The 17891-nt window shown below is 74.6% G+C and carries 15 protein-coding genes; 7 read left to right on the forward strand and 8 right to left on the reverse strand.

The genetic code is table 11. The features are described 5' to 3' along the window. Nucleotide 1: 1 nt before the first annotated feature. Complete coding sequence (locus ACIQPQ_RS20085) at nt 2-592, reverse strand: (2Fe-2S)-binding protein (protein WP_401305545.1); 591 nt, start codon at nt 590-592, stop codon at nt 2-4. Further along, on the reverse strand, nt 592-1482 hold the full coding sequence (locus ACIQPQ_RS20090) for an FAD binding domain-containing protein (protein WP_401305547.1): 891 nt from the start codon (nt 1480-1482) through the stop codon (nt 592-594). The genes ACIQPQ_RS20085 and ACIQPQ_RS20090 overlap by 1 nt, the downstream gene beginning before the upstream one ends. 604 nt (nt 1483-2086) lie before the next feature. Between ACIQPQ_RS20090 and ACIQPQ_RS20095 the strand changes: the two genes are divergently transcribed. Then, entirely contained in the window at nt 2087-4021 is a 1935-nt protein-coding gene (locus ACIQPQ_RS20095) for a PucR family transcriptional regulator (protein ID WP_401305549.1), read from the forward strand. Between the two features lie 142 nt (nt 4022-4163). Further along, a complete protein-coding gene (locus ACIQPQ_RS20100; protein WP_383775201.1) occupies nt 4164-4922 on the forward strand; it encodes a hypothetical protein in 759 nt (252 codons plus the stop codon). 85 nt (nt 4923-5007) lie between these two features. On the opposite strand, the gene ACIQPQ_RS20105 is transcribed toward ACIQPQ_RS20100, so the two are convergent. Further along, nucleotides 5008-5880, reverse strand: coding sequence for a GntR family transcriptional regulator (locus ACIQPQ_RS20105; RefSeq protein WP_401305551.1), 873 nt, complete (start codon nt 5878-5880; stop codon nt 5008-5010). Nucleotides 5881-6062: 182 nt separating this feature from the next. Between ACIQPQ_RS20105 and ACIQPQ_RS20110 the strand changes: the two genes are divergently transcribed. After that, the gene (locus ACIQPQ_RS20110) at nt 6063-6920 is read left to right on the forward strand and encodes a (2Fe-2S)-binding protein (RefSeq protein WP_401305553.1); all 858 of its coding nucleotides are present in this window, start codon (nt 6063-6065) and stop codon (nt 6918-6920) included. Nucleotides 6921-7235: 315 nt separating this feature from the next. Continuing rightward, nucleotides 7236-8285 (forward strand): DUF2637 domain-containing protein, encoded by a 1050-nt coding sequence (locus tag ACIQPQ_RS20115; protein ID WP_401305555.1) that lies wholly within the window; start codon nt 7236-7238, stop codon nt 8283-8285. A gap of 146 nt (nt 8286-8431) precedes the next feature. Here the strand turns inward: ACIQPQ_RS20115 and ACIQPQ_RS20120 are convergent, their stop codons facing one another. Continuing rightward, entirely contained in the window at nt 8432-8914 is a 483-nt protein-coding gene (locus ACIQPQ_RS20120) for an ATP-binding protein (RefSeq protein ID WP_401305906.1), read from the reverse strand. 529 nt (nt 8915-9443) lie between these two features. Between ACIQPQ_RS20120 and ACIQPQ_RS20125 the strand changes: the two genes are divergently transcribed. Then, entirely contained in the window at nt 9444-10697 is a 1254-nt protein-coding gene (locus ACIQPQ_RS20125; protein ID WP_401305557.1) for an ABC transporter substrate-binding protein, read from the forward strand. Nucleotides 10698-10755: 58 nt separating this feature from the next. On the opposite strand, the gene ACIQPQ_RS20130 is transcribed toward ACIQPQ_RS20125, so the two are convergent. After that, on the reverse strand, nt 10756-11625 hold the full coding sequence (locus ACIQPQ_RS20130; RefSeq protein WP_401305558.1) for a hypothetical protein: 870 nt from the start codon (nt 11623-11625) through the stop codon (nt 10756-10758). A 223-nt stretch (nt 11626-11848) separates the two neighbouring features. Beyond that, a complete protein-coding gene (locus tag ACIQPQ_RS20135) occupies nt 11849-12469 on the reverse strand; it encodes an RNA polymerase sigma factor (protein ID WP_401305560.1) in 621 nt (206 codons plus the stop codon). A 159-nt stretch (nt 12470-12628) separates the two neighbouring features. Between ACIQPQ_RS20135 and ACIQPQ_RS20140 the strand changes: the two genes are divergently transcribed. After that, nucleotides 12629-13786, forward strand: coding sequence for a hypothetical protein (locus ACIQPQ_RS20140; protein ID WP_401305562.1), 1158 nt, complete (start codon nt 12629-12631; stop codon nt 13784-13786). A gap of 83 nt (nt 13787-13869) precedes the next feature. On the opposite strand, the gene ACIQPQ_RS20145 is transcribed toward ACIQPQ_RS20140, so the two are convergent. Continuing rightward, a complete protein-coding gene (locus tag ACIQPQ_RS20145; RefSeq protein ID WP_401305564.1) occupies nt 13870-14481 on the reverse strand; it encodes a hypothetical protein in 612 nt (203 codons plus the stop codon). Nucleotides 14482-14728: 247 nt separating this feature from the next. Here ACIQPQ_RS20145 and ACIQPQ_RS20150 point away from each other — a divergent pair, with 247 nt between their 5' ends. Next, nucleotides 14729-16087, forward strand: a complete 1359-nt coding sequence (locus tag ACIQPQ_RS20150; protein ID WP_401305566.1) for a helix-turn-helix domain-containing protein — start codon at nt 14729-14731, stop codon at nt 16085-16087. Nucleotides 16088-16094: 7 nt separating this feature from the next. Here the strand turns inward: ACIQPQ_RS20150 and ACIQPQ_RS20155 are convergent, their stop codons facing one another. Next, a complete protein-coding gene (locus ACIQPQ_RS20155; RefSeq protein WP_401305567.1) occupies nt 16095-17837 on the reverse strand; it encodes a pyruvate dehydrogenase in 1743 nt (580 codons plus the stop codon). Between the last annotated feature and the right edge of the window lie 54 nt (nt 17838-17891).

A 17891-nucleotide genomic window follows, 5' to 3' on the forward strand; every position in this document is an offset into this window, starting at 1 on the left:
CTCAGACCCCCTCGCCCTGGCGGGCCGCCGCGAGGCGCACCGCGTCCATGATCTTCTCGTAGCCGGTGCAGCGGCACAGGTTGCCGGAGAGCGCCTCGCGGATGTCGGCGTCCGACGGGCTCGGGTGGTGCTCCAGCAGCTCGTCGGCGGCGACCAGCAGCCCCGGTGTGCAGAAGCCGCACTGGACGGCGCCCGCGTCGACGAACGCCTGCTGCACCGGGGAGAGCGCGTCGCCCTCGCCGGTCTGCGAGTCGGCCCCGCGGGCCTGCCAGGTGCGGGCCTCGTCGAGGGAGATCCCGCCTCCGTGCGCCGGGTCCGCGGCGTCGGTGCCGTGGGCGCGCCGCCGGGCGAGGTCGGCGAGGCCCTCCACGGTGACCACCTCGCGGCCCTCGGCCTGACCGGCGGCGACGAGACAGGAGCAGACCGGCACGCCGTCGAGGCGGACCGTGCACGAGCCGCACTCGCCCTGTTCGCAGGCGTTCTTGGAGCCGGGCAGGCCCAGCCGTTCGCGCAGCACGTACAGCAGGGACTCGCCCTCCCAGACGTCGTCGGCCTCCTGCGGCCGTCCGTTGACGGTGAAGGTGACACGCATCAGGCAGCTCCCTCGGTGGCGCGGCGACCGCCGCGGTACGACTCCCAGGTCCAGGTCAGCGTGCGGCGCGCCATGACGCCGACGGCGTGCCGGCGGTAGCTCGCGGTGCCGCGGACATCGTCGATCGGGTTGCAGGCGGCGGCGCACAGGTCGGCGAACCGGCGGACGACGGAGGGGGTGACGACCTTGCCGTTGTCCCAGAAGCCGCCCTCGTCGAGCGCCGCGTTCAGGAACTCCTCGGCGGTCTTCGCGCGGACCGGGGTGGGCGCGGCGGAGCCGATCCCGGTCCGCACGGTCCGGGTGGCGGGGTGCAGGGCGAGGCCGAAGGCGCAGACCGCGATGACCATGGCGTTGCGGGTGCCGACCTTGGAGTACTGCTGCGGCCCGTCGGCCTTCCTCACGTGCACGGCGCGGATCAGCTCGTCGGGGGCGAGCGCGTTGCGCTTCACGCCGGTGTAGAACGCGTCGATCGGGATGCGCCGGGTGCCGCGTACCGACTCCGCCTCGACCTCGGCGCCCGCCGCGAGCAGGGCGGGGTGGGCGTCCCCGGCGGGCGAGGCGGTGCCGAGGTTGCCGCCGACGCCGCCGCGGTTGCGGATCTGCGGGGAGGCCACGGTGTGCGAGGCGAGCGCCAGACCAGGCAGCTCGGTCCGCAGGTGCTCCATGATCCGCGTGTACGGGACGGAGGCGCCGAGCCGTACGGAGTCCGCGCCGGTCTCCCACTCGTAGAGGTCACCGACGCGGGTGAGGTCGAGCAGGTGCGTGGGCCGACGGTGGTCGAAGTTGATCTCGACCATGACGTCGGTGCCGCCCGCGATCGGTACCGCGGAGGGGTGCGCGGCCTTCGCGGCGAGCGCCTCCTCCCAGCTGGCGGGGCGAAGGAAGTCCATGACCGGCTCTCTTCTGGTGTCGTGAGGCGTGTCGGGCGGGTCCGGGGGGGCGGCGGGGCAGGCGGCGCTGCGGGTCGGGGGGCTCGGCGGGTCCGGGAAGGGTGGCGGGTCGGGGAGGGGGTGGCGGGTCAGGGGGCTGGGGGTCTGGCGTGGCTTCCGGGTCCGGTGGGTCCGCGGATGCGGTGGGCCGGTGGGCCGGATGGTGCGGGCGGGTCTCGTGCGGCCTGATCTGTGCTCTCGTGACGGGCGGCGGGAGACGCGTCCCGCGCGCCCGGCGCCTTCCGTGAGGGGTCTTCTCCCCTGTGCTGTTCACACGGATCGCCGCCAGTACACAGGGTGCTGCTCCGGTCGGGTCAGTCACCGAAACCATGAAGGAGTTGGCTGGTCACCCCAGGCATCTTGTAGATTCGTATGAACGGAAGCCATCAGTAACCTCCTGGTTTTCCCGTGGAAACGTGGGAAGCGGTCCGGTCACCGAAGAATGCCGCTGGACAGAGCGGCCGGGAGGCCGGACGGCCGGGGCACCCGTCGCGGGCGCCGCGGGACCCCGCTCGTCCCCACACCTTCATCGTAGATTTCCGGACAAGGAACGGCGGCGACGAGAATGCGGCTGCGCGCACTGCTGGACACGGACGCGCTGGGGCTGCGGCTGCTCGGCGGCGAGGACGAGCTGAACCGCTCGGTCCGCGGGGTCATGACCACCGACCTCAAGGACCCGAGCCGCTATCTCTCGGGCGGCGAGCTGGTCCTGACCGGGCTGGCCTGGCGCCGGGACGCGGCCGACTCCGAGCCCTTCGTCCGCATCCTGGCGCAGGCGGGGGTCAGCGGCCTCGCCGCCGGGGAGGCCGAGCTGGCCGACGTCCCGGACGACCTGGTGCGGGCCTGCGCGCGGCACCGGATGCCGCTGTTCGCGGTGCACGAGTCGGTGGCCTTCGCCACCATCACCGAGTACGTCGTCCGGCAGGTGTCCGGGGAGCGGGCCGGGGACCTCGCCGCCGTCGTCGACCGGCACCGCAGGCTGATGACCTCCGGCCCGGCGGGCGGCGGCCCGGACGTGGTCCTGGACCTGCTCGGCTCCGACCTGGACCTGCGGGCCTGGGTCCTCTCCCCCGCCGGACGGCTCGTCGCGGGCCCCAAGGCCGCGGGCCCCGGGCTGGCGCCCGAGGTGGGCGCGCGGCTGGCCGCCGAACACCTCGCCGCCGTCCGCTCGGGCCGCCGGGCACCGCACCGGGTCGCGGCCGGACGCACGACGTACTCCCTCTTCCCGATCCACGGCGGCGGCGGCCGGGAGCGGGAGGCCGGGCGGGACGTGCGCGAGAGCGTGCTGTCGGACTGGCTGCTCGCGGTCGAGGCGGACGCCGGGGACTGGGCGGAGGAACGGCTCGACCTGCTGTACGGCGTCACGCAGCTGATCGCGGTGGAGCGGGAGCGGCGGGACGCGGCGCGCACCGTGCGCAGGCGGCTCGCGCAGGAGATCCTGGAACTGGTCCAGTCGGGCGCGGCCCCCTCCGAGATCGCGGCGCGGCTGCGGGTGGCCGCGCCGGTGCTGCTGCCGGGGCTGGGGGCAGCGCCGCACTGGCAGGTGGTCGTGGCACGGGTGGAGTGGGACGCGCGGAGCGCGGGGGCCGCCGGGGCTGCGGGCGGCGCGGGCAGTACTGCGGGGGCGGCGGGCGCGGCGGGCGGGGGCGGCGGGCTGCCGGGGGACGGCGGGGAGACCGCCGGGCGGAGCGGCACGGGCGGTGGGAGCGGCGGGGCGGGGACGACCGGCGGAACCGGGGGGACCTTGGCGGGGAGCGGCGGCGCAACCGGTGGCGCCATGCCCGGGAGCGGCGGGGGAACCGCCGGAGGGCCCGGCGGCGGGGGGACGGGGAGCGGGATCGCGGGCGGACCGGTCGCCCAGGCCCTGCTGGAGGAGATCCTCGTCGACCCGCACGCCACCGGCACCGAGCCGTCCGACCGGATCGCGGTGGCGCACACCGGCGACGAGGCGGTGGCCCTGGTCCCGCTGCCCGCCGTGTCCAGCGAGCACGACGGCAGCGAGACCGGCATCCTCGCCGACGCCCTCCTCGCCTCCGTACGGGAGCCGCTGACGGCGGGCCTGGACGGCGACGGACGGCTCACCCTCGGCGTGAGCGCGGCCGTGCACTCGGCGGAGGGGCTGCGCGGGGCGCTGGAGGAGGCCCGGCACGCGCGCCGGGTCGCGGCGGCCCGCACCGGCCGGGTCTGCGCGGCCGGCCACCAGGAGCTTGCCTCCCACGTGCTGCTGCTGCCGTTCGTCCCCGACGACGTGCGCCGCGCCTTCACCGCGCGCCTGCTGGACCCGCTGCGCGACTACGACCGCCGCCACCGGGCCGAGCTGATCCCGACGCTCGAGGCGTTCCTCGACTGCGACGGCTCGTGGACGCGCTGCGCGGCCCGGCTGCACCTGCACGTCAACACGCTGCGCTACCGCGTCGGCCGGATCGAGCAGTTGACGGGCCGGGACCTGGCGCGCCTGGAGGACAAGCTGGACTTCTTCCTGGCACTGCGGATGAGCTGAATCCCGGGAACCCCTTGAGTCCCACGACTTTGTGAAATCCTTCACCCGCCCCCTTGGCCCGGCGCCGCGATCCGTGCTGAGATGCCGCCACCACTCAAAGCTCAACGGTGTGCTCGGGGAGGGCAACGTGGCGCATTCCGCCATGTCTGGTAACGGAACGACCTCTGGTGACGATCCCCTCCAGATAGCGGTATGGCGGTTGCGCTCGCGGGCCTGCTGGGCCGACGCCGCCGCGCTGCTCCCGTCCGACACGGCCGCGGGGACGGTCCAGCGGGCGGCGCTGTTCGTGGAGCGGTGCCTGTACACCGAGCAGGGCTGGCGGGACGCCGAGGACGCGCTCCGGTCGGCCGAGGCACTCGCCCACACCGACGAGGAGCGGGGCGCCGCGGCTTGTGAACGGGGGCACTTGGCGTACGCGGCGACGGTGCACGGGGTACGGGACCGGGTCGACGAGGCGCGGGCCGCGCTCGGCCGGGCCGCCGCGCTGATCCCGCCGGACACGGTCGGGCGGGCGGTGCTGGACTTCCGCCGGGGCCTCCTCGCGGAGAACCTGACCCGCTCCCCGCAGGCGGCCCGCGCCGCCTACCGCCGGGCCCACGCGGGCGCCGCCGCCCACTCCGACGCGCTGCTGCTGTCGTTCACCTGGCGCCACCTCGCCGGACTCTCCCTGCGCGACGGGGAGACGGCCGAGGCCCGGCACGGCTTCGCCGAATCGCTGCGCATCCGGGAGGAGTTGGGCTATCTCGTGGGCACGGCCCCGGCGCTGGTGTCGCTGGCGGACGCGGAGTCCGAGCCGGAGGCGTCCCGGCTGCGCGAGGAGGCCCGCCGTCTCTTCCGCCTCCTCGGCGGCGTCCCCACCTGGCTCGCCCGCCAGTTGGCCCCACCTGCGGCGACGGCCTGACCCCGCGGCACCGGTCCCCGGACCGCGCGCCGGATGACGACCGCCCTGCTTGCCTGCCCCGTACCGGCCTGCCCCGTACGGGAGTTCAGGCCGCGTGGGTGAAGTGCTCGCGGACCAGGGCCTGGACGGCGTCCAGGTCGCCCGCGGCCAGGGCCTCCAGCAGGGCCATGTGCTCGGCCGCGTCGGCCACCAGGTCGGCGCGGCCCCGGCCGGGCTGGCCGCCCACCAGGGGCCACTGGGACCGGCGGTGGAGGTCCTCGGCCACGGCGACGAGCTGCTCGTTGCCCGCCAGGCCGAGCAGGGCGCGGTGGAAGACGCGGTCGGACTCGGCGTAGGTGGCACGGCAGCCGGAGGCGGCGGCGCGGATGGTCGCCTCGGCCAGCGGACGCATCCGCGCCCAGCCGTCGGCGGGCACGGTCCGGGCCAGCCGCAGCATCACGGGCACCTCGATCAGGGCCCGCACCTCGGCGAGTTCGGCCAGTTCGCGGCTGCCGCGCACGACGACCCGGAAGCCCCGGTTGGGCACGACCTCGACCGCGCCCTCCTGCGCGAGCTGCTGCATCGCCTCGCGCACGGGCGTCGCGGAGACCCCGAAGCGCTCCCCGAGGACGGGCGCGGAGTACACCTCGCCCGGGACGAGGTCCCCGGAGACGAGCGCGGTGCGCAGCGCGTCGAGGATCTGGCCGCGGACGGAGGTGCGGCGCACGACGGGACGGACGGCGGGGGCGGCGCCCGCCCCGGAGCCGGTACCCGTGCCGGTACCCGTGCCCGGCAGGGGCGTCTCGCCGTGGGTGTGCTCGCCACGCGCGCCGCCGAGCACGGGTCCCGCCGTACGAGCTGTACGGTCACGGTCCGTCGCGCGCTGCTGGGCCGGGACGCGCGGCGCCGCGGCCGGTGGGCCGGTGGTCGTTCCCGCCGGAGCGGCCGCGCCCGAGCATGCCTGCGCGCTGCGCTCCACGGGTCCTCCTCCGGACGTGTCAGTACTTAGGGGTCATTACGGCGGGTTGTCACTCGCACGTCAAGCACCTTAGGGGTACTGGCAGCCAGGTCACGTCTCGACCATACTGGCTAAGGTAAGCCTTACTTCTCATCGGCTTTCCGTACGCCCAGTCGCCCTCGCCGTGGATCGGTGGTCCCGTGATGCCCGCACGCCCGTCGGTCCGCTCGGCCGTGGCGGACGCGTACGCCCGGCTCGCCGAGGTGATGCCCGACCTCACCGTGACCGAACTCGCCCCCGGCGAACCGGCCCCCCGGGGCGGCGGCTGGGTCTCGGCGGCGGCGCTGGCGGAGGGCGGGAGCGGCCTCGCGGACTTCCTCGCGTGGGACGACGACCAGGTGCTGCGGGACTACGGCGAGCGGGCCCGCCCGGACGTGGTGGCGAGCTTCGGACTCCACCGGTACTCCTGGCCCGCCTGCCTGCTGATCACCGTGCCCTGGTTCCTGCACCGCCGGGTCCCGCGCTTCCCCGTGACGCACGTCTCCTACGACCGGACCGGCGAGGTCATGCGGATGGCGGTCCGCCCGCCCGTCTCGTTCGCGTGCCTGCCGGGCGACCCGGCGGCGGCGCTGCCCGGCGCGCGCGTGGTGGCCGACGAGGCGGCGCTGCGCGCCGAGGTGCGGGACGCGGTCGCCGCGCACCACGAGCCGGTGCTGGCCGGGTTCGGCCCGGTCGCCCGGCGGCGCGGGCGCGCCCTGTGGGGCATGGTGACCGACGAGATCGTCGAGAGCCTGTGGTACGTCGCCGAACTGTTCGGGGCGGAGGAGAAGGAGCGGGCGCGGCGCGAACTGGAGCTGCTGCTGCCGGGGGCGACGAGGCCGTACGTCGGCTCGGCGGCCTTCCGTGAGCTGTCCGGGCCGGACGGCGAGCCGCTGCCGACGCGGGACCGGGCGAGCTGCTGCATGTTCTACACCGTGCGCCCGGCGGAGTCGTGCGCCACCTGCCCGCGCGCCTGCGACACCGAACGGGTCACCAAACTCCTGGCGGAGGCGGCCGGTTGACGGGCCGTCGGCGGGGGGCGCGGTCGGTGGCCGTCCGGCGCGTCCCGTAAGATCGTCACCGGTCGCCTCCGCACCTGGGTCACAGGGACTTCACGATTTCCTCACCAGGCTCAGGAAGTTTCCGAGGAACCACCCGTACGGGTAGTCTTATTCGAACTCAACTCCCGCCCCTCAAGCGGCAGTTCGAGCAGAACGCCGCCCTGGGCAATCCCTTGCACCTCCTTGGCGGCCTCTTGCCCCGAAACCCCCTGAGGGACGTCGGGATTGGTCCACTATGGCGGGCGTTACGCCCTATCCCAATGCAAGGGACCCCAGATGAGACTGACCGACATATCGCTGAACTGGCTGCTTCCGGGCGCCGTACTGCTCCTGGGCATGCTGGCGGCGGTTGCGGTGCTCGCGCGCGGCAAGCGCTCCTCGGGGGAGAACGCGCACGCGGAAGACTCGTGGGAGCGCAGCGAGGAGCGCCGCAGGCGCAAGGAGGCCATATACGGCACGGCCTCCTATGTCCTGCTGTTCTGCTGCGCGGCGGTGGCCGCCGCGCTCTCCTTCCACGGACTGGTCGGCTTCGGCCAGCAGAACCTGAACCTCTCCGGCGGCTGGGAGTACCTGGTCCCGTTCGGCCTCGACGGTGCCGCGATGTTCTGCTCGGTGCTCGCCGTGCGCGAGGCCAGCCACGGTGACGCCGCCCTCGGCTCCCGCATACTCGTGTGGACGTTCGCGGGCGCGGCGGCGTGGTTCAACTGGGTGCACGCGCCCCGCGGCTTCGGCCACGACGGCGCGCCGCACTTCTTCGCCGGCATGTCCCTCTCGGCCGCCGTGCTGTTCGACCGGGCGCTGAAGCAGACCCGCCGGGCGGCGCTGCGCGAGCAGGGTCTGGTGCCGCGTCCGCTCCCGCAGATCCGCGTCGTGCGCTGGGTCCGTGCTCCGCGCGAGACCTACAAGGCGTGGTCGCTGATGCTGCTGGAGGGTGTCCGCAGCCTGGACGAGGCGGTCGACGAGGTCCGCGAGGACAAGCGCCAGAAGGAGGCGAACAAGCTCCGCCGCCGCGAGCAGGAGCGGGTCGAGCGGGCCCAGCTCAAGGCCATCAGCCGGGGCCACCGCGGCTTTCCCGGCCGGGGCGGGCGGCAGTTGGAGGCCCAGGCGACGCTGGAGCGGGCCACGGAACGTGTCCCCGCGGAGCCTGCCATAGCGGCGAACTCGCCGGAGCAACTGCCCGTGCGTACGCGGCCCTCCCTCCAGCCCGTCCGCAAGAACTCTGACCCGATCACCGTCGACCTCACCGCGGAGGACGACACCATGGCCCTGCCGCGCCTGGACTCCCTGGAGCGCAAGCTCAAGGACCTGGAGCAGCAGTTCGGCTGATCTTCCGTCAGACACCTGTGAGCAGTGCCGGGCAGGGGCGCGACCGCCGTGGTCGCGCCCCTGCCCGTGTGTCCGGACCCCGTCCGGTGCCGGGCGGACCGCGCCAGGAGCCGGGCCGGGACTCGGGCCGGCGGCCGGTCCGGGCCTCAGGCGGCGTCCGCCTCGGTGTCGGTGTCGTCCTCGATGCCGGTGTCGTCCTCGGTGTCGGTCCGGGCCTCCAGCCTGAACCAGACGGCCTTGCCGGAGCCGTGCGCGCGCACGCCCCAGGCGTCGGCCAGCGACTCCACCAGCAGCAGCCCCCGCCCGCTCGTGCTCTCGTCCCCGCCCGTACGGCGGGGGCGCGGACGCCCGGGGACGAAGTCCCGTACCTCGACGCGCAGTCCGTCCGGGCCGACGGTCGCCGTGAGGACGGCCTCGTGGTCGGTGTGCACGAGGGCGTTGGTGACCAGTTCGCTCGTCAGCAGCTCCGCCGTGTCCGTCGGCCCGGACCGGCCCGAGCGCCGCAGCAACTCCCGCACCGCCCGCCGTGACGCGGGCACCGCCCGCAGATCGGCCCGCCCGAGCGTCCGCCGCAGCCGCGTCTCGACCGCCGCACCACGTCGCCCCTCCCCCGCACCGGCCCCCGTCACCTTCCCCGCCCCCGCCCCGCTCCCCGACCCCGTCCCTGCCCGTTCCGTCGTCGCTGTCTCCGCCGAGGTACTCGCGATCACGGTCGAACCGCTGCCTCGTGCCTGCCTCGTCATGACCCCCGCCCGCGTGCCGATGTCGGTTCCCCTCCTGCTCGAACACGTTCCCGGGGATGCTTGCCCTCCCCGGCACCGGGCCAGTCCTCCCCCACCCCCGACGGCCGGGTCTTCGGCCACCCCCACCACCCCCCGGCGACCCTCCCGCCCCCGGACAGCGCCGAAACACCCCCGACACACGACGGACCGCCCCCGCGAAGTTGGCCGGATGTGGCCCCTGCCGAGGGCGCCCGCGGGCGGCACGGACCGGGATGTCCGGCGCCCGCTGTGACATGATCCGGGCCCTGGAGTCACGTTGTGTGATCCACTGCGGTGCGCCCCCACGCACCGACGGACGGCTGGGAGACACGTGGACCGAGCTGCGCCGACCGGCGGCACCCCCGGTGCCCGCCGCACGGCCGGGAGCTGACCGGCGATGCCCGGTGGTCCCGGACGGCGTGCCGTCTGCCTGGGCGCGGCGGCGGCCGTGCTGACCGCGGGATGCGGTGACCGCGGCGGTCCCGGTCCGGTGCGGCTGACGGTGTGGATGTTCCCGGTGATTCCCGACCGACGGGCGAGCAGGGCGTACTGGAGCGGGATCGAGGACGACTTCGCGCGCGCAGTCCCGGGCGTCCGGGTCGCCGTGGAGCTGCTGCCGTGGGCCGACCGGGACGACAGGATCGCCGCGGCCCTCGCGGGCGGGGACGGTCCGGACGCCGTCCTTCTGGTGCCGGACCAGATCCCCCGGTTCGCGGACGCCGGTCTCCTGGCCCCCGTGGACGCCGCGCTCGGGCGGGCCGCGGGCCGGTTCCTGCCCGCCGCGCTGGACGCGGTCACCGCGGACGGCCGTGTCTACGGCGCCCCCATCTACCAGACCGTGACGACCACGGTCTACAACCGGCGGCTGCTGGCGGAGGCCGGTGTCCTGACACCACCGGCCACCTGGGACGAGATCCGGGCCGCGGCGCCCCTGCTGCGGGCGCGGGGCGTGGCGCTCCTCGACTACTCCGCCGCCGACGACGCCTCCCTGAACCTCAACTTCTATCCGCTGCTGTGGCAGGCCGGGGGGCGGGTGTTCCGCGAGGACGGCACGCGCGTCGCGTTCGACGGCACGGCGGGCGTCGAGGCGCTCACCTTCCTCACCGACCTGTACCGGCAGGGCGCGGTCCCCGCCTCGGCGATGACGAACAGCAACGGCTTCACCAGGCAGGCGCTCGGCGACGGGCGGGCCGCGATGGGGTACTCCCTCGTACCGTCCGACGCCGATCTGGCGACCCGCGCCTGGGGCCGGGAGGACGTCCTCGTCGGCGGGCCGCTCAAGGGGCCCGCGCGCGAGGCCGCCTTCGGCACCCCCGGAGCGCTCGCCGTGAGCGCCGGGTCCCGGCACCGGGCGGAGACGGAGCGGTTCCTGGCGTTCATGATCCGGCCCCGTCAGATCCGGTCGCTGGGGCGGGCCGCCGGTCATCTCTCGCCGCGCGCCGACGTCGTCGTGCCCACCGACTCGCCGTACGCGAAGCAGTACCGGGCAGCCCTGGCCAGCGTCGTCGCCGGGGAGCCGCACCCCGCGTCCCGGCAGGTCATGGCGCTGCTGGCCCCCGAGATCCGGGCGGCCCTGACCGGCCGCAAGACCCCGTCGGCGGCCCTCCACGACGCGGCCGGGGCCGCCGACGCCCTGCTGCGCAGCCTCTGAGCCGGGGCCGACCGGGAGGGCCGGGGCCCTCGGTCGTCGGCCCCGGGGCCGGGCCGGGTCAGCCCGGCGACCGGTCGCCCGCCGCCGTCACCGGTGCCGTCGTGACGCGGGTGGCCGTGGCGACCACGGTGCCCGCCGCCACGTACGGGCCGCCCGAGGACGCGCCGCCCACCCGGTAGTCGAGCCCGGCGACGTAGCGGACGCCCCGGTAGGCGTAGGTGCGGGGGTCGAGCAGGACCTGCATGGTGTTGCGTTCGCCCGCGTAGTCGCGGAAGGCGCCGTCGACACCGACCGCCAGGGCGGGGCGGCCCGCGCCGTCGGTCACCCGGGCCGGGGCCGTCACCCCCGGCAGGCTGAGGACGATCTGATGGAGGGTCACGGCCTTGTGGCGCGGGAGGTCGGGGGCGGTGGACAGCAGACCGACCACCGCGGCGAAGTCCCGCCGGGCCCGGTTCAGGCGCAGGGTCCCCGCGAAGCGGGTGGGCGGAACGCGGGTGCGGATCAGGCGCAGCGCGGCGGCGGGGTCGGCGGGGAGGTGGGAGACGAGGGCGTCGGCGTCCTCCGGGGACAGCAGTTCCCAGCCCGTCTGGTAGTCGCCCTCCCACACGTCCACGTCGTCGGGGTCGCTCGTGCTCTCGTCCGGGGTGGCCAGCGCGCCGCCGTCGTAGCGGACCCAGCGGTCGCCGTACCTGGGCGGCGCGGGACGCGCGCCGCACGACGGCGACACGGGACCCAGGTCGAAGGAGCCGACCTCGCTGTAGCCGTCCGGTCCGCTGCCGCAGTCCCACATGTCCCAGCGGACCCGCTGGTGGACCCACCACTGGGCCTCCGCGTCCGGCGCGGCGGCGGACGACGGGCGGGTGTCCGGGCCGAGGACGAGGGTGGACAGCACGGCCGCGGCGACGACCGAGGCCACGGCGCCCAGCACGGCGAACCGCCCTCCCCCGCGCGGACGTTCCGGCCGGGAGCCACGCGGCCGTCCTGACCGGGAGCCACGCGCACGTTCCGGCCGCGGACCACGCGGCCGTCCCGTCCGCGGGCCTCCGGGACGGGACGCCGCGATGCCCTCGTCCAGCCTGCGGCGGCCGAGGGCGAGGCGGGCCCGGTCGGGCTCACGGGTCTGTTCCCGGAACCGCTCGACCGCGGTCATCTCATCCACTGCCGACCATCTCCGGGAACTCGCGCACGAGCCGGGGGTCCACGCCGCCGACGGCGTGCCGCACCTTGCGGCGGGCCCGGTTGAGGCGGGAGCGCACCGTGCCCACGGGGATGGACAGCGCCTCCGCGACCTCCTGGTAGTTCAGGTCGGACCAGGCGACCAGCAGCAGGACGTGCCGGTCGCCCGGCGAGAGGTCCGCCAGCGCCCGCGCCAGCGACGCCTGCGCGGCCTGCGCGGTGACGCGGCTGTCGCTGCGGTCGGTCGTCCACCCGTCGGCGACGGGGTCGTGGCCGGTGCGCGACAGCGCGCGCAGCGCCCGCACCTCGGCGCGCCGCTGCTTGCCGACGAGGTTCGCGGCGATGCCGTACAGCCAGGGCTGGGCGTTCGGTCGGGTCAGGTCGTAGCGGGACCGGGCGCGGAAGGCGCTGAGGAAGGTGTCGGCGGTGATGTCGTCGGCGGCGTCCGTGCCGAGCCGCCGGGCGACGTAGCGGTGGATCGCGGCCGCGTGCCGGTTGTACAGCTCGCCGAAGAGTTCGGGCTGTTCCAGGGAGTCGGCGATGACCCTGGCGTCGTCGTCACGTCTGCCGTGCGATCCGTTCACCGAGCCGTTCACGAGGTCTCCGCGGGTGGGGTGTGGGGGTGCGTCTGTCTTTACCCGCGGCCCCGGAACAGGTTCACAGCGGCCGTGAACCCGTTCCGGGGCCGCGGGTAAAGGCAGGTGTCGAGCCCGCGTCCGGTGGGCGCCTGGCAGGTGGAGTTGATGGTGACAAGCGTGGTGCGAACCGTCGTCACGAGGTCGGTCGGCGTCCTGGTGGCGGTGCTGGCGCTGGTGACGGCGACCCTGGTGGCGGCGGGACCGGCGCGGGCGGTGACACCGCTGCCCGGCGGGAAGGCGAACTGGGTGGTGTCCGTGGGCTACCTGGACCTGGCGGCGCGGAACAACTACCGCAACTGGGTGCGGCTCGGATACTACGCGTTCGGGACCGACGGCACGGTCACCACCAGTTACTGGACGTGGAACCAGCGGGAGCAGCCCCGGCGGGTGAACGCCATGACCGCGAACTGCGGCGGAAACGTGCCCACCTGTCCGGTCCGGACCGTCGACGGGTTCGCGGGCGACCCGGCGGGCGGCTACCGGGGCACCTTCGCCCACACCGCGGACGGGCGGCTCGCCGTCACCTGGACCGCGGACGCCGCCGGTACCCCGCTGGCGCAGCCGGTCACCGAGAACTGGAAGGTGACCACGGGCCTGGCCGACGGCCGCGCCGCCCGCATCACCAGCCCGACGTTCTACGGCGCGTACGGCAACAACGTCGACATCCCGGCGCAGGGCGTCTTCTCCACGTACGCCAACTTCGGTGTCGGCTACGGCAGCAACGCCCCGCTCGGCCGGGAGACCCGCGCCTCGATGAACCAGCTCGTGACCGACCCGCGCTACAACGCGGAGCCGTACCGGGGCGCCTTCGTGGTGGCCAAGGCGTCCTCCGCCGACCCGGCCACGCGGACCGGGATCGTCGGGCGGGAGGGCGCGGGCGGCGACTGGACCTTCGGCACGGGGACCAACCGGTGGCGGCTGTGCTCCGGCAGCCCCTGCATGGGCTGGCTCCAGCCGAACACCTCGTGCTCCGGGACGGACAAGGACCGGGTGCGCTACCTCGGTGAGATCGGCGGCGGACGCCGCAACACCGAGGAGTACTGGTGCCAGTCCCTGGCCCAGGGGGAACCCTGCTACGCCCACAACTCCCACCCCCGCCCGCTGCTCCAGATCGTCGACGACGCGGGCGAGTTCCAGGGCTGGGTCGGCGTGGAGGCCTTCACCCACGTGGACACCCGCTCCGGGCAGCCCGACGGCAGCTGGATCGAAGGCTACTGGGGCATCTTCGACATGGTGTCGACGGCGCTGCGCCCCGAACTCCCGCCCACCCCCTGACGACGGACGCGAAGCCGCCGCCCGTCCCTCACCCCCGTCGGGGGGCGGGCGGCGGCCTCGTCTTCTTCAGGTGGTCGTGGGGGTCAGTGGAGCTTGTTGACGGCCTTGACCGTGGTCTTCTTGAAGGCCTTCACGGGGGCGTTCTGGAAGCCGCCCATCTGGCCCCACTGGACGACGGTCACGGTGCGGCCGTCGCGGCCGACGCCGACGAGGTGGATGTCGGTGGCGCCCCAGGAGGCCTCGGTGTGCAGGCCCCAGACGTGGGCGCCCTCCTCGACGGCGAGGGTGCCGTAGTCCCGGACGGCGGCCTCGACCTCGGGGTCGGACTGCTCGATCTTCTTCGCGCAGGTGCGCATGTCCTTGTCCAGGCGCTTCGCCAGGGCCTTCGCCTTCGCGGTGTTGCTCGCGACGACGGAGACCTGCACGGCGCCCGCGTCGACGTCGGTGCGGAACTCCCGGTGGCGGACGTTCTGGGTGGGCACGCTGCCCCGGACGCAGCCGAGCAGGGTCTCCGGGACGCCCTTCTTGACCTTGTCGGCGGTCCAGGCCGACGAGGGGTGGGGCGGCAGGTCCTTGGCCGCGAGGAAAGCCGGCGCCTTGGGGGCGGCGTTCGCGGGTCCGGCGAGTACGGTGCCGAGGGCGAGGCCCGCGACGGCGAGTGCGGTGACGGCGCCCGTTCGGGTGCGGTTGGGCATGAGAGTCCCCCGTGGGTGAGTGTGCGTGGTTGGGTGAGTCGCGGCCGCCGGAAACCCCCGGTCGGTCGGTCCGGTGTCCGTCCGGCGGCGACACCAAGAGCATCCGCCGTCGTCCCGTACGGCGGCAAGCGCTCACGGACGGTCGGCGGGCATGGAACCATCCCAGCCCATCTGACGTGCAGGTATGTGAGTGCCTGGGATGCCGTCCCAGGGTCGGGACGAGGATCACGGCGAGCACGGAGGAACGGTGTCCACCGCTGACGGCGCGGAACGGGTCGCGGAGTTCGCGGCCCTGCTGACGGAACTGAAGGCGCGGACCGGGCGGAGCTACGGCTCCCTCGCGCGTCGGCTCGGCATGAACACCTCGACGCTGCACCGCTACTGCGCGGGCGAGGCCGTACCGCAGGACTTCGCGCCTCTGGAGCGGCTCGCCGAGTTCTGCGGGGCGACGGCGGAGGAGCGGCTGGAGCTGCACCGGCGGTGGCTGGCCGCCGTCGCCGTACGGCAGGCCGCCGCCCGGCCGCAGCCAACGGCACCGGCACCGGCACCGGCACCAGCACCGACGGAGTCGGAGACTCCGGTGGTGGAGGCCGGGGCCGGGAAGGTCGCCGAGGTCCCCGAGACGGTCGCCGTCACGGCGGGCGGGGTGCCGCGGGCGCGGCCCTGGTACCGGCGGCGGGCCGGGCTGGTCGTCGCCGTGGGCTGTGTGGTCGCCGCGACGCTCGGGACGCTGTCCGCGCTGCCCGGCGGGCGGCCGTCCGACTCGGTGGCCGGGACCGGGGCGAGTCCGTCGGCTGTGGCGCCCGGCCGGACCACGGCACCCGCCGCACCCCGTCCGTCCTCCTCCGCCACGGTCCGCCCGTCCGGATCACCGTCCGGGACTTCCCCCGCCACGCCCCCCACGGCCACGCCGCCCGGCCCCCGCCGCACCCCCTCCCCGCGGGCCGAGAGCGGGAACGGCTCGGAGCCGCCCGCCGGATCGGCGGCGGGCACGCCGCTGACCTGGAGCGCCGACTCGCAGGTCTGGGCGAACGGGTGCGGGCACGACTACGTCATCGGCAGGCCGCCCGCCGAGGTGCCGCCGCCCCCGGCCCCGCAGGACGCCGGGCCGTGGGCCGCCGCGCAGGGCGCCGCGCACGGGCGGGAGACCCAGGTGCAGATCTCCGTGCAGGGCCGGGGCTCCACCGCCGTGGTGCTGACGGCGCTGCGCGTCCGGGTCGTCGGCCGGACCACCCCGGCACCGGGCAACGCGTACGCCATGGACCGGGGCTGCGGCGGGGCGCTCACCCCGCGGTTCTTCTCCGTCGACCTGGACAAGGACCGCCCGATCGCCCGCTCCGTCGCGGGCAACGACAGCGGCACCCCGATCCCGGCGGTCAGGATGCCGTACCGGGTGTCGGCCGAGGACCCGGAGGTGCTGCTGGTCACCGCGCGGACCGAGTCCTGCGACTGTTCCTGGTACCTGGAGCTGGACTGGTCCTCGCAGGGCCGCACCGGCACGGTCCGGATCGACGACGCGGGGCGCCCGTTCCGCACCCGCAGCATCACGGGCCTGCCCCGCCATCTGTACGACACCTCGGCGCGGAAGTGGGCGCCCTACAGCTGACGGACGGTCAGGGCCGGGGCATGTTGCGGAGGTTGGAGCGGGCCATCTGGAGCATCCGGCCGACCCCGCCGTCCAGCACGATCTTCGACGCGGACAGGGCGAAGCCGGTCACCATGTCGGCCTTGATCTTGGGCGGGATGGAGAGGGCGTTGGGGTCGGTGACGACGTCCACCAGGGCCGGACCCTTGTGCCGCAGCGCCGACTTGAGGGCGCCCGCGAGGTCCTTGGGCTTCTCCACCCGCACCCCGTGGGCGCCGCAGGCACGGGCGACGGCGGCGAAGTCCGGGTTGCGGTTGGTGGTGCCGTAGGAGGGCAGGCCCGCGACGAGCATCTCCAACTCGACCATGCCGAGCGAGGAGTTGTTGAACAGGACGACCTTCACCGGCAGGTCGTACTGGACGAGGGTGAGGAAGTCACCCATCAGCATGGAGAATCCGCCGTCGCCGGACATCGACACGACCTGTCGCTCCCGGTCGGTGAACTGGGCGCCGATCGCCATCGGCAGCGCGTTCGCCATCGAGCCGTGCGAGAAGGAACCGATCACGCGGCGGCGGCCGTTGGGGGTGAGGTAGCGGGCCGCCCACACGTTGCACATGCCGGTGTCGACGGTGAACACGGCGTCCTCGTCGGCGAGTTCGTCGAGGACGGCGGCGACGTACTCGGGGTGGATCGGCGTGTGCTTCTCCACCTTCCGGGTGTACGCCTTGACGACCCCCTCCAGCGCGTCGGCGTGCTTCTTCAGCATCTTGTCCAAGAACCGCCGGTTCGTCTTCTCCCGAACGCGGGGGATCAGACAGCGCAGCGTCTCGCGGACGTCGCCCCACACGGCGAGGTCCAGCTTGGAGCGCCGCCCGAGGTGCTCGGGGCGGACGTCGACCTGGGCGATCCGCACGTCGTCGGGGAGGAACGCGTTGTACGGGAAGTCGGTGCCGAGCAGGATCAGCAGGTCGCACTCGTGGGTGGCCTCGTAGGCGGCGCCGTAGCCGAGCAGGCCGCTCATCCCGACGTCGTACGGGTTGTCGTACTGGATCCACTCCTTGCCGCGCAGAGCGTGCCCCACCGGGGACTTCACCTTCCCGGCGAACTCCATCACCTCGGCGTGCGCGCCCGCCGTGCCGCTGCCGCAGAACAAAGTGACCTTGTCGGCGGCGTCGATGAGGCGGACCAGCTTGTCGATCTCGGCGTCGCCGGGGCGGACCGAGGGCCGGGAGGTGACGAGGGCCGTGTCGGCGGCCTTCTCGGGGGCGGGCTCGGAGGCGATGTCGCCGGGGAGGGCGACGACGCTGACCCCGCTCTGCCCGATGGCGTGCTGGACGGCCGTGTTGACGAGGCGGGGCATCTGCTTCGGGCTGGAGATCAGCTCGCAGTAGTGGCTGCACTCCTGGAAGAGCCGGTCGGGGTGGGTCTCCTGGAAGTAGCCGAGGCCGATCTCGCTCGACGGGATCTGGGAGGCGAGGGCCAGCACGGGCGCCATGGAGCGGTGGGCGTCGTAGAGGCCGTTGACGAGGTGGAGGTTGCCGGGGCCGCACGAGCCCGCGCAGGCCGCGAGCTTCCCGGTGATCTGGGCCTCGGCGCTGGCCGCGAAGGCGGCGGTCTCCTCGTGCCGGACGTGGACCCAGTCGATGGCGGGGTTGCGGCGGACCGCGTCGACCACGGGGTTGAGGCTGTCGCCGACGACGCCGTAGAGGCGTTCCACTCCGGCGCGGACGAGGATGTCGACGAACTGTTCGGCGACGTTCTGTTTGGCCATGGTGCTCTCGTGCCCCTTCGGTCTCCGTCGATCCTTCGGATCGCTCCGGGTTCC

It is taken from the genome of Streptomyces sp. NPDC091281 (genome assembly GCF_044757425.1).
Classification (GTDB): domain Bacteria; phylum Actinomycetota; class Actinomycetes; order Streptomycetales; family Streptomycetaceae; genus Streptomyces.

What these genes read in the sequence shown, in the direction of transcription:
- ACIQPQ_RS20090 (WP_401305547.1), bottom strand. Translation starts at nt 1,482, where the DNA reads ATGGACTTCCTTCGCCCCGCCAGCTGGGAGGAGGCGCTCGCCGCGAAG.
- ACIQPQ_RS20115 (WP_401305555.1), top strand. Translation starts at nt 7,236, where the DNA reads ATGAGACTGACCGACATATCGCTGAACTGGCTGCTTCCGGGCGCCGTA.
- ACIQPQ_RS20145 (WP_401305564.1), bottom strand. Translation starts at nt 14,481, where the DNA reads ATGCCCAACCGCACCCGAACGGGCGCCGTCACCGCACTCGCCGTCGCG.
- ACIQPQ_RS20110 (WP_401305553.1), top strand. Translation starts at nt 6,063, where the DNA reads ATGCCCGCACGCCCGTCGGTCCGCTCGGCCGTGGCGGACGCGTACGCC.
- ACIQPQ_RS20125 (WP_401305557.1), top strand. Translation starts at nt 9,444, where the DNA reads ATGCCCGGTGGTCCCGGACGGCGTGCCGTCTGCCTGGGCGCGGCGGCG.
- ACIQPQ_RS20095 (WP_401305549.1), top strand. Translation starts at nt 2,087, where the DNA reads ATGCGGCTGCGCGCACTGCTGGACACGGACGCGCTGGGGCTGCGGCTG.
- ACIQPQ_RS20155 (WP_401305567.1), bottom strand. Translation starts at nt 17,837, where the DNA reads ATGGCCAAACAGAACGTCGCCGAACAGTTCGTCGACATCCTCGTCCGC.
- ACIQPQ_RS20100 (WP_383775201.1), top strand. Translation starts at nt 4,164, where the DNA reads ATGTCTGGTAACGGAACGACCTCTGGTGACGATCCCCTCCAGATAGCG.
- ACIQPQ_RS20085 (WP_401305545.1), bottom strand. Translation starts at nt 592, where the DNA reads ATGCGTGTCACCTTCACCGTCAACGGACGGCCGCAGGAGGCCGACGAC.